11 protein-coding genes, 1 pseudogene and 1 other annotated feature are annotated in these 11686 nt (G+C 49.7%); of the genes and pseudogenes, 7 read left to right on the plus strand and 5 right to left on the minus strand.

Features of this window, described 5'->3' with window-relative positions; genetic code table 11:
* Window positions 1-98: 98 nt before the first annotated feature.
* Window positions 99-575: a protein CreA gene (gene creA, locus FY046_RS20810; RefSeq protein ID WP_133842374.1), complete on the plus strand. Its 477-nt coding sequence runs from the start codon at window positions 99-101 to the stop codon at window positions 573-575.
* Window positions 576-609: 34 nt separating this feature from the next.
* Here creA and arcA read toward each other — a convergent pair whose 3' ends face one another.
* On the minus strand, window positions 610-1326 hold the full coding sequence (gene arcA, locus FY046_RS20815) for a two-component system response regulator ArcA (RefSeq protein WP_133842373.1): 717 nt from the start codon (window positions 1324-1326) through the stop codon (window positions 610-612).
* Between the two features lie 649 nt (window positions 1327-1975).
* Here arcA and FY046_RS20820 point away from each other — a divergent pair.
* From FY046_RS20820 to thrC, 5 genes are all read left to right on the plus strand, one after another.
* The gene (locus FY046_RS20820) at window positions 1976-2656 is read left to right on the plus strand and encodes a tRNA/rRNA methyltransferase (RefSeq protein ID WP_133842729.1); all 681 of its coding nucleotides are present in this window, start codon (window positions 1976-1978) and stop codon (window positions 2654-2656) included.
* Between the two features lie 208 nt (window positions 2657-2864).
* A complete protein-coding gene (gene thrL, locus FY046_RS20825) occupies window positions 2865-2936 on the plus strand; it encodes a thr operon leader peptide (protein WP_105594825.1) in 72 nt (23 codons plus the stop codon).
* Window positions 2872-2993 (plus strand) — a sequence feature (Thr leader region). Its footprint overlaps the gene before it by 65 nt.
* Window positions 2994-3018: 25 nt before the next feature.
* A complete protein-coding gene (gene thrA / locus FY046_RS20830; protein WP_133842372.1) occupies window positions 3019-5481 on the plus strand; it encodes a bifunctional aspartate kinase/homoserine dehydrogenase I in 2463 nt (820 codons plus the stop codon).
* A gap of 2 nt (window positions 5482-5483) precedes the next feature.
* Window positions 5484-6413, plus strand: coding sequence for a homoserine kinase (gene thrB, locus FY046_RS20835; protein ID WP_133842371.1), 930 nt, complete (start codon window positions 5484-5486; stop codon window positions 6411-6413).
* A 3-nt stretch (window positions 6414-6416) separates the two neighbouring features.
* Window positions 6417-7703 carry a threonine synthase gene (gene thrC, locus FY046_RS20840; RefSeq protein WP_133842370.1) on the plus strand — a complete coding sequence of 429 codons (1287 nt, stop codon included), beginning with the start codon at window positions 6417-6419 and terminating at the stop codon, window positions 7701-7703.
* A 52-nt stretch (window positions 7704-7755) separates the two neighbouring features.
* Here the strand turns inward: thrC and yaaA are convergent, their stop codons facing one another.
* Complete coding sequence (gene yaaA / locus FY046_RS20845; protein ID WP_446186448.1) at window positions 7756-8526, minus strand: peroxide stress protein YaaA; 771 nt, start codon at window positions 8524-8526, stop codon at window positions 7756-7758.
* A gap of 259 nt (window positions 8527-8785) precedes the next feature.
* Between yaaA and tal the strand changes: the two genes are divergently transcribed.
* The gene (tal, locus tag FY046_RS20850; protein ID WP_133842368.1) at window positions 8786-9739 is read left to right on the plus strand and encodes a transaldolase; all 954 of its coding nucleotides are present in this window, start codon (window positions 8786-8788) and stop codon (window positions 9737-9739) included.
* 112 nt (window positions 9740-9851) lie between these two features.
* Here tal and FY046_RS20855 read toward each other — a convergent pair whose 3' ends face one another.
* The 3 genes and pseudogenes from FY046_RS20855 to FY046_RS20865 form a co-directional block, all read right to left on the minus strand.
* Window positions 9852-10259 (minus strand): colicin immunity domain-containing protein, encoded by a 408-nt coding sequence (locus tag FY046_RS20855; RefSeq protein ID WP_446186449.1) that lies wholly within the window; start codon window positions 10257-10259, stop codon window positions 9852-9854.
* A gap of 354 nt (window positions 10260-10613) precedes the next feature.
* On the minus strand, window positions 10614-11114 hold the full coding sequence (locus FY046_RS20860; RefSeq protein WP_421505163.1) for a YrhA family protein: 501 nt from the start codon (window positions 11112-11114) through the stop codon (window positions 10614-10616).
* A 10-nt stretch (window positions 11115-11124) separates the two neighbouring features.
* Window positions 11125-11686, minus strand: a pseudogene (locus tag FY046_RS20865) (hypothetical protein); the annotation flags it as partial.

Raw genomic sequence — 11686 nt, forward strand, 5'->3', positions numbered from 1 at the left:
GCGCTGATTTAAACAACATCGCGTGATAAATCGTAAAGGCATGAACTGTTGCTCATGTACCTTACAATGTCATCTATTTTCTTTGAAATGGTCACGTCATGACAATTAAAAAAGTGTTAATAGTCACTTCAATAGCGCTCTGCTCCGGCACGCTTCAGGCAGAACAGGTCGGTTCTGTAGATACTGTCTTTAAGATGTTCGGTCCCGATCATAAGATCGTGGTGGAAGCATTTGACGATCCGGACGTGAAAAATGTCACCTGTTATTTGAGCCGGGCGAAAACGGGAGGAATCAAAGGGGGCTTAGGTTTGGCAGAAGATACCTCGGATGCCGCTATTTCGTGTCAGCAGGTGGGGCCGGTAGAACTCAGTGAGAAAATTAAGCAGGGTAAAGCCGAAGGGGAAGTGGTGTTTCGTAAACGGACATCGCTGGTGTTCAAGAAACTCCAGGTGGTACGTTTCTACGACAAAAATCGTAATGCGTTAATTTATTTGAGCTATTCCGATAAGGTCGTCGATGGTTCGCCGAAAAATGCGCTGAGTGCGGTGCCGATAATCCCCTGGGGCAAGGGATAATAAGTTGGGGCGAGGCATACCTCGCCCTCAAAACTTAATCCTGCAGATCGCCGCAGAAGCGGTAACCTTCGCCGTGGATCGTGGCGATGATTTCTGGTGTATCCGGTGTGGATTCAAAATGCTTACGGATGCGGCGAATGGTCACGTCGACGGTGCGATCGTGTGGTTTCAGTTCACGTCCGGTCATTTTTTTCAGCAAATCAGCACGGGTCTGAATCTTGCCTGGATTCTCACAGAAGTGCAGCATGGCGCGGAATTCGCTGCGCGGCAGCTTATACTGTTCGCCCTGCGGGCTGACCAGTGAACGACTGTTGATGTCCAGTTCCCAGCCGTTAAAGCGGTAGGATTCAACCAGCTTACGCTCTTCGCTGACCGCGGCCAGATTCATGGTGCGGGACAGCAGATTGCGTGCGCGAATGGTCAGCTCACGCGGATTAAACGGTTTGGTTATGTAGTCATCGGCGCCGATTTCAAGACCGAGGATCTTATCGACCTCGTTATCACGGCCGGTGAGGAACATCAGTGCCACGTTTGCCTGCTCACGCAGTTCACGTGCCAGTAACAGGCCATTTTTGCCTGGCAGATTGATGTCCATAATGACCAGATTGACGTCATTTTCCGTCAGTATCTGGTGCATTTCAGCGCCGTCTGTAGCTTCATAAACCATGTAGCCTTCGGCTTCAAAAATACTTTTGAGCGTATTACGAGTAACTAATTCGTCTTCAACGATAAGTATGTGCGGGGTCTGCATGTGTTCGCTACCTAAAATTGCCAACAAAATCGAAAACAGGACATACGGCTGTTGGCGCTGGCTACACCTGGTGTTCAGAGCCAGTAGCAAAACAACAGCAGTACAGAATGATGTTCTTGATACACAATCCATGTACCGTCAACAACGCGGCCAACCCTTAATGATTTTTGGGTTTTGCGCAGCCATTAGGATGTATCCTGCATGCCCCGGCAGTGCCAAAACGGCGTATATCCTAACTGTATTAACAGCAACATAACAGCACAGGCAACAACCATCACGCAATAAAACAACGCTTAGTTGACTTATATCAAACCAATTGTAGCACGTTAACACTTTTGTGAAAAACTCTTCCCAGATTGGCAGGTTAGCTCACAAATACCTCCTAAAAAGCGCTATTTAATGCAGAGGGTTAACAGTCTGGTTACGGCACACATTAATAAATGTTAATTAGTTGATAATATGGGTGTTATTGTAATGAAGCCTGCTTTTCGGTGGGTTATCAAGAAAAAATAGGTTTATCATTCGATTACGGCGATTTAAATCAACCCACCAGGGTGTTGATAATATGTTAAATATTGCCGGATGTTTTTTCCACTGTGGGGAAGGCATCATCAACATTGTGAATTTCTCTCTCTATATGAAGGTGGTTATGCGTTTTCCTTTTATCCTTGTCTCTCCTGCGCGTGCTGAAAATGTCGGTGCGGCGGCCCGTGCCATGAAAACCATGGGATTTAGCGAACTGCGTATTGTTGACAGCCAGGCGCACCTTGATCCGGCAGCGAGACGCGTTGCACACGGGGCGGGTGACATTCTGGATAATGCCAGCCACTGGGCATCACTTGAGGCAGCATTAGCCGATATTGATTTTAGTATTGCCACCACGGCACGTTCTCGCGCGAAATTCCGTTACTATGCCACGCCGCAGGAGGTGCAGCAGGTACTGGAAGAGAAGCAACGCTGGACAGGCAGTGTGGCGATGATCTTTGGGCGCGAAGACAGCGGCTTAACGAATGAAGAACTGGCGCAGGCCGATTTGTTGACGGGGATTCCGATGGCGGGTGATTATCCGTCGCTGAACCTGGGGCAGGCGGTGATGGTCTATTGCTATCAACTCTCGGCATTGCGCCAGGTGAGCGCGCAGACGGAACCTGCTGCGGACGTTGAACAACTTGCGGCGCTCCGCCTGCGTGCGCAATTTTTGTTGCAGCGGCTGGACGTCGCCGGGGATGAAAAGCTGGCAGACTGGTTGCAGCAACGTATCGGTTTGCTTCAGCAGCGAGATACCGCCATGTTGCATCGACTGCTGCATGACATAGAAAAAAAGCTGTAGAGAAAAACGCTGGATGAAGCATGAAAAATGGTGTGATTTACTGCCATTTTTTCATAGCGTAACAGAACAGATCGGCAAGGAAGACGAAAAGGGTCTGACGACATCGCCGGGAAAAAGAGGCCATTCGATAAAAAAATTGACTTGGCTGGCACTTTGCTTTAATTCTGAAAGCCGACAGATTTAACAGACAGATAAAAGATAAATCTCAATGCGTAAAAACAGCCTGATTACCACAATCATTATTACCACCACCATTACCACAGGTAACGGTGCGGGCTGACGCATACAGGAAAAATCAAAAAAAAGCCCGCACCTCAACAGTGCGGGCTTTTTTTTCGGCAAAAATTCAGGAGAGCTTGAACATGCGAGTGCTGAAATTCGGTGGAACCTCGGTAGCCAATGCGGAACGTTTTCTGCGTGTGGCTGACATTCTGGAAAGTAATGCAAAGCAGGGACAGGTTGCTACCGTATTGTCCGCGCCAGCGAAGATTACCAATCACCTGGTGGCGATGATTGAAAAAACCATCAGCGGGCAGGATGCATTGCCTAACATCAGTGACGCTGAGCGAATCTTCGCCGAGCTGTTGCAGGGGCTGGCTGAAGCACAGCCTGGCTTTGCTTTTGACAAGCTTAAAGGCGTCGTTGATCAGGAGTTCGCTCAACTGAAGCAGGTATTGCACGGTATTGCACTACTGGGGCAGTGCCCGGATAGCGTCAATGCCGCCATCATTTGCCGGGGGGAAAAGCTCTCTATCGCCATTATGGAAGGGCTGCTCCAGGCACGCGGCTATGGCGTCAGCGTGATCAACCCGGTGGAACAGCTACTGGCCGTAGGTCATTATCTCGAATCCACTGTCGATATTCCTGAGTCTACTCGCCGCATTGCCGCCAGCCAGATTCCCGCAGACAACATGGTGCTGATGGCAGGCTTCACCGCCGGCAACGAACGGGGTGAGCTGGTGGTGTTGGGCCGTAATGGTTCCGACTACTCAGCGGCCGTGCTGGCTGCCTGCCTGCGCGCTGATTGTTGTGAAATCTGGACTGACGTCGATGGCGTATATACCTGCGACCCGCGCCAGGTGCCGGACGCGCGACTGCTGAAGTCGATGTCCTATCAGGAAGCGATGGAGCTTTCTTACTTCGGCGCCAAAGTGCTTCATCCGCGTACCATTGCCCCGATTGCCCAGTTCCAAATCCCTTGCCTGATTAAAAATACCGCCAACCCACAAGCACCCGGCACCCTGATTGGTGGCGATGGCAGCGATGAGGACAACCCGGTGAAAGGCATCACCAACCTGAATAATATGGCGATGTTTAACGTCTCTGGCCCGGGAATGAAAGGCATGGTGGGCATGGCCGCCCGCGTGTTTGCTGCCATGTCACGCAGCGGTATCTCTGTCGTGCTGATCACCCAGTCCTCTTCGGAATACAGCATCAGCTTCTGTGTGTCACAGAACGATCTGGCCCGTGCGCGCCGCGTGCTGGAAGATGAATTCCATCTGGAATTGAAAGACGGCCTGCTGGAGCCGCTGGACGTGATGGAGCATCTGGCTGTGATCTCCGTCGTGGGTGACGGCATGCGCACATTGCGTGGTATCTCTGCGAAATTCTTCTCTGCACTGGCGCGCGCTAACATCAATATTGTGGCGATTGCCCAGGGGTCGTCCGAACGTTCGATCTCTGTGGTGGTGGATAACGATGAAGCGACCACCGGCGTGCGCGTGGTACATCAGATGCTGTTTGCCACTGACCAGGTGATCGAAGTTTTTGTCATCGGTGTTGGTGGCGTGGGGGCGGCATTGATCGAGCAGTTGCATCGTCAGCAAACCTGGCTGAAGAACAAACATATTGATCTGCGGGTATGCGGCATTGCCAACTCGCGCGCATTGCTGACCAACGTCCACGGCATTCCGCTGGGCAACTGGCAGGATCAGCTAAAAGCTGCGAAAGAGCCGTTTGATCTGGGTCGTCTGAATCGTCTGGTGAAAGAGTATCATCTGCTGAACCCGGTGATCGTTGACTGTACGTCAAGCCAGCAGGTCGCCGATCAATATGCCGATTTCCTGGCTGACGGTTTCCACGTTGTGACGCCGAACAAAAAGGCCAATACCTCGTCTTACAACTATTACCAGCAAATGCGTGCCGCCGCGGCGAAATCGCGTCGTAAGTTCCTCTACGATACCAACGTCGGGGCCGGTTTACCGGTGATCGAGAACTTGCAAAATCTGCTTAACGCCGGCGATGAGCTGATTAGCTTCTCCGGTATTCTGTCCGGTTCACTGTCGTTTATCTTCGGCAAACTGGATGAGGGGGTGTCACTGTCCGATGCCACCCACATGGCGCGTGAGATGGGCTTTACCGAGCCGGATCCGCGTGAAGACCTTTCCGGGCTGGACGTGGCACGTAAGCTGCTGATCCTGGCGCGTGAAGCGGGCTATCAGCTGGAGCTGAGCGATATTGAGATCGAAGCCGTATTGCCACCAGAGCTGACGGCGATTGCGGATGTGGAAACGTTTATGGCACGCCTGCCGGAACTGGATGCGGAGTTTGCCGCGCGTGTTGCCAGCGCCCGTGAGGCGGGTAAAGTATTACGCTTCGTGGGAGCGATTGAAGAGGGCGGAGCGTGTAAAGTGAAAATCGATGCCGTTGACGGTAACGATCCGCTGTATAAAGTGAAAAATGGTGAGAATGCGCTGGCGTTCTACAGCCGCTATTACCAGCCGATTCCGCTGGTGTTGCGCGGTTACGGTGCCGGTAATGATGTGACCGCGGCGGGCGTGTTTGCCGATCTGTTACGTACTCTGTCGTGGAAGTTGGGAGTTTAATCATGGTTAAAATTCATGCCCCTGCCTCAATTGGCAACGTCAGCGTTGGCTTTGACGTCCTGGGGGCTGCGGTGTCGCCGGTTGATGGCACCCTGCTGGGCGACTGTGTGACCGTGGAAGCCGCCGACGAATTTAGTCTGCACAATGAAGGCAGTTTTGTTAGCAAGTTGCCGGCAAACCCACAGGATAATATCGTTTATCAGTGCTGGGACCGTTTCTGCGAAGCGATTGGCAAGCGCGTGCCGGTTAAGATGACACTGGAAAAAAATATGCCGATTGGCTCCGGCCTCGGTTCCAGCGCTTGCTCGGTGGTGGCTGGTTTGATGGCGATGAACGAACACTGCGGTAAACCGCTGAATGATACGCAGCTGCTGGCGTTGATGGGCGAGCTGGAAGGGCGTATTTCCGGCAGCGTACATTATGACAATGTGGCCCCTTGCTTCCTGGGCGGCATGCAGTTGATGCTGGAAGAGAACGGCATTATCAGCCAGGAAGTGCCAGGCTTTGATGACTGGTTATGGGTGATGGCTTACCCGGGAATTAAAGTGTCCACCGCCGAAGCCCGTGCGATCCTGCCTGCGCAGTATCGTAAAGAGGACATTATCCGGCACGGTCGCTATCTCGGCGGCTTTATTCACGCCTGCCACACGCAGCAGCCCTTGCTGGCCGCCAAACTGATGCAGGATGTGATTGCGGAACCGTATCGCACCAAATTGTTACCGGGCTTCAGTGAAGCCCGTCAGGCCGCTGCGGATATCGGCGCACTGGCCTGCGGTATTTCTGGCTCTGGCCCAACGCTGTTTGCAGTGTGCAATCAGCTGGATACCGCACAACGTATGGCAGACTGGCTCCGCCAGCACTATCTGCAAAATGATGAAGGCTTCGTCCATATTTGCCGTTTAGACACGGCAGGCGCACGCAAACTGGGATAACGCATGAAACTCTATAATCTTAAGGATCACAATGAGCAGGTCAGCTTCGCCCAGGCGGTGAAGCAGGGGCTGGGTAAACAGCAAGGCCTGTTCTTTCCACTGGAATTACCTGAATTCGAACTGACTGACATCGATGCGATGTTGGAAATGGATTTCGTGACCCGCAGCAGCAAAATCCTGTCGGCTTTTATCGGCGATGAGATCGACGCTCATCAGCTGCATGAGCGCCTGAAAACGGCATTCACCTTCCCGGCACCGGTCGTAGACGTCACTGACGATATTGCCGCGTTGGAGCTGTTCCACGGCCCGACACTGGCGTTCAAAGACTTCGGCGGTCGTTTTATGGCGCAGATGCTCTCTTATGTCAGCGGTGCGGATGAGAAAATCACCATTCTGACGGCAACCTCGGGTGATACCGGCGCTGCTGTGGCTCATGCCTTCTACGGTATGGAAAACGTGCGTGTGGTGATCCTCTATCCTCAAGGCAAAATCAGCCCGTTACAGGAAAAGCTGTTCTGCACCCTGGGCGGCAATATTCAGACCATCGCGATTGACGGCGATTTCGATGCCTGTCAGTCACTGGTTAAGCAGGCATTTGACGATGAAGAGCTGAAGAAGGCCATTGGCCTCAACTCCGCAAACTCCATCAACATCAGCCGTCTGCTGGCGCAGATTTGTTACTACTTTGAAGCCGTGGCGCAACTGCCTCAGGAAAAACGTAATCAGCTGGTGATCTCTGTGCCAAGCGGTAACTTTGGCGACCTGACAGCTGGTCTGCTGGCGAAGTCACTTGGCCTGCCAGTGAAACGTTTTATTGCTGCCACTAATGCCAATGACACCGTGCCACGCTTCCTCGTCAATGGTGAATGGGCGCCGAACGTGACCGTTGCCACCTTGTCGAATGCGATGGATGTCAGCCAGCCCAATAACTGGCCGCGAGTGGAAGAGATCTTCCGTCGCAAAATCTGGCGCTTGCAGGATCTGGGTTACGGTGCCGTTGATGACGAAACCACCAAAGCCACTATGCGCGAGCTGGCCGACCTTGGCTATCTGTCTGAGCCTCATGCGGCGATTGCTTATCGCCTGCTGCGCGATCAGCTTCAGGACGGTGAGTTTGGTCTGTTCCTGGGGACGGCGCATCCAGCGAAATTTAAAGAGAGCGTGGAAGCGATCCTTGATCAAAAGCTGCCTTTACCGGAAGCGCTGGCCGAGCGCGCGGATCTGCCGCTGTTGTCGCACAACATGAAAGGTGAGTTTGCGGATCTGCGTGAGTTCTTACTGAAGAAATAATTCGATACGCAGGGGCGAGGCATGCCTCGCCCTGGGTCAGGCGTGCCTGACCCTACTCGTGACGTTTAAACACCAGCTCATTCCCTTTGCTCGCATCCGCGTCAAAGGCATATCCGTCCACATCAAACTTCTTCAGCTGTTCAGGCTGGGTCAGCTCATTTTCAATGATGTAACGGCTCATCAGTCCTCGTGCCTTTTTGGCATAGAAGCTGATCACTTTAAACTTGCCGTTCTTCTCATCGAGGAACACGGGTTTGACGATCTCAGCGTTCAGCAGCTTCGGCTTCACGGCTTTGAAGTATTCATCGGATGCGAGGTTAATCAGCACCGAATCCCCTTGCTCTGCCAGTGCGGCATTCAGCGCATGAGTCAGCTTATCGCCCCAGAAGCTGTAGAGGTCTTTGCCTACCGGGTTGGCCAGTTTAATCCCCATTTCCAGACGATAAGCCTGCATCAGGTCCAGCGGGCGCAACAGGCCATACAGGCCGGAGAGCATACGCAGATGCTGCTGGGAAAAATCAAATGCGGCTTCGCTAAAGGTTTCTGCCTGTAATCCGGTATACACGTCACCTTTGAAGGCAAGGATCGCCTGGCGGGCATTGTCCGGGGTGAAGTCAGGCTGCCAGTCATTAAAGCGTTCAGCGTTCAGTACGGCCAGTTTGTCACTGATATGCATCAGCGAGCTGATATCAGCCGGAGAGAGTTGACGCGCCACGGCGATCAGCTTCTGCGACTCGTCCAACAGCATGGGCTGGGTATAACGTGTTGTCGCCAGCGGGCTTTCAAAGTCCAGCGTCTTCGCCGGAGAAATTACCATTAACATGCTCGCGTCCTTGTATTTCATTATCGGAAAAAGAATCTGCGCCTACTGTAGCAAAAAAGTGAGGTCGGGTGACGAATCGCTGCCATTGGTGACTGATGACGACCGGACAATCCCCAGAGAAAAAAGGGCTTTATGACGGCAGTTTTATCCGGTTGTGGCGTGATGATTTACGCCCCTTGCATGGTGAGGTACGCGTGCTATCATCCGGGGCAGACATTTTCAACACCCTGACAAATCAACTTTGATGAGAATGACAACTATGACGGACAAATTATCCTCCCTGCGTCAAGTCACTACCGTTGTTGCTGATACTGGCGACATCGCAGCGATGAAACTCTACAAACCGCAAGATGCAACCACCAACCCTTCTCTGATCCTTAGCGCTGCACAGATTCCTGAATACCGTAAGCTGATCGACGAAGCGGTGGTATGGGCGCGTGAGCAGACCAGCAACAAAGAAGAGCAGGTGTCTTACGCTGCCGATAAGTTGGCTGTGAACATCGGCCTGGAAATTCTGAAACTGGTCCCTGGCCGTATCTCTACCGAAGTGGATGCCCGCCTGTCTTACGACACCGAAGGCAGCATCGCGAAAGCACGTAGCCTGATCAAACTGTATAACGATGCCGGTATCAGCAACGACCGCATCCTGATCAAACTGGCCTCCACCTGGCAGGGTATCCGTGCTGCAGAACAGCTGGAAAAAGAAGGCATCAACTGTAACCTGACGCTGCTGTTCTCCTTCGCGCAGGCGCGTTCTTGTGCCGAAGCCGGTGTGTTCCTGATTTCTCCGTTTGTAGGCCGTATCCTCGACTGGTACAAAGCCAACACCGATAAGAAAGAATATGCGCCTAACGAAGATCCAGGCGTGGTGTCGGTGACCGAGATTTACGAATACTACAAACAGCACGGTTATGAGACTGTGGTGATGGGTGCGAGCTTCCGTAACGTTGGCGAGATCATTGAGCTGGCGGGTTGCGATCGTCTGACCATCTCTCCAGGCCTGCTGAAAGAGCTGGCTGAGACTGAAGGCAGCGTTGAGCGTAAGCTGGCCTACAGCGGTGAAGTTAAAGCCCGTCCGGCTAAAATGACCGAATCTGAGTTCCTGTGGCAGCACAACCAGGATCCAATGGCAGTACAGAAACTGGCTGAAGGCATCCGTAACTTTGCCATCGACCAGGGCAAACTCGATAAGATGATTGCCGATCTGCTGTAATTGATCGCGTGGCCGGGAAACCGGCCACTGTTTTTGATCTCTATATGAATGCTTAACACATCAACCTTAATATTGATGGCGATAACAATTTTTAACCAATATTGATCCCTTATTATGTAATCAAATTTCCTGATTGAAGTTTTAGTCTGGCGACCTCTTCAAGCAATTCTTTTTCAGTTAAATCACCAGCGTCAATAAGTTCGGGATCAGAGCAGTACGTATCTACTGCAGAAAAAACAGAATCAAAATAGCGTTGCGTGTTTTCATCTGATTTTTTAACGTTGTCAGCATCTCTGTAGCATCGCCATTCTTTTAGATAACTCACTTCGAAATCTGATGCTGAAATATTCCTGGAGAGAAAAGAATCAATCAGCGCAATCATCTTCGATTCATATTGATTAAAAAAAATTGCTATTTCCTTTAAGGTCAATACGTTGCTGAGTGGATAGCTTCCATCCTGAAATGAATGAGCCATCTGGTTTGTATATAACATCAAGGTTGGTTTCAGTATTATAGTCATAATTCCTTCCCAAATGGTGGGAGAGATTAAGTTTCGAATGAGTTATTAATCGGGGTGTTTTTCAGAAATATATCTGAAAAGAGAAGATGTTTTTTTAGGTTATAATCGGTAAATTTTTCCTTTCTTTTAGCTTTCAATAGTTTCTTATAGTCATCTTCCAACTGGAAAATATATAGCTGTGTTGGTTTGTTATATGGGCTGTAAATAGAATCTGATGGAATGTTCCAGTGAAAATTCGCTTCCAAAGGGGGGCTATCTATACCTATTTTTTTAACTCCACAAGGGTGGTTTTAATAATTTCTTCTAGTTTATAAAATTCTATATTCATGTAATCCATTTCAGATTATTATCTCTCTACTTCACCGTTTCTATAATTTCATTTAGAAAATTATAAAAATTATCATGGCTGCTATAAATGTTTTCTGTCCCGATTCTGTCGCGGATTTGAAATTGATTTTTTGAGGTGTCGTAGGTGAAGACGGAGGTGCCGTCCTCGCCCAGTACTAGTCTTTCCGCAAGATCGGGGTTGATGAAGTCATCATTGTGTCGATAAAAATCATTTATTATAAAAAAATTCTGTGATGAAGGTTCAATATTATTGAAACCATATAAAATCATTCCACTAAATTCAAAACCATCCATTATCTTCAGGAAATCTACAAAGTCAGGATGGGATTTCAGGAGTTCAGCCGCTTCATCAATCAACTTCTTCATTTCTTTTGATAGATGATCGTGAGAGGTATGATTGATTAAATCGTTAAGGAAAATGGGATCAATCGGAGATGAAGCTGGAAAATTAAACTTGGCCATCAGGAGTTGTAAGTTTTTTACTAATGCAGTCGTCTTTTTATTCATGATAGTGTTCTCAATGGTTTGGATATATTATACCCGAAGGTATAACCCAGGAAACGATCTTACTTTCTCCTGGTTTTATCCCTCTTGTGGTAGATGTTTGTAAGTTTGTTAATACCTTATGATAAGGTTCATTTTTAATCAAAATTAAGTTTTCAAAGTTATTGGAACCACTATCATCTAAAGGATACTTATGATGGACTTGCCATCCTTTGGGAACAGTGCCGTTTTTTATTGCTTCAAGTTCAGCACCAGAAAATTTTTTTAATAATTCAGGTCTGCTTGATATTTCGCTGAGGAATTTTTTCCTTATTGTTTGATTGAATTCTTTTCTTAATAACATTGTTTCATCTGGGCTTCTTTTTGTATATTTTATTTCTATTTTGTTTATGTTTTCCAGTACACTGACTTCCCCTCTTAATTTACCTGAGTAACTATTCAGTTTTTCGAGTGTTTGGGAGGTACGTGCCTTTTTAGCTAATAGAACAGACGCCGCTGCAATCATTGAACCTGACGTTTTTTCGTTCAGTACCTGGTCATATCCCTTAACCGCATCGCCCCCCAGATGCTCTGCC

The sequence above is a fragment of the Erwinia sp. 1181_3 genome, assembly GCF_052824965.1.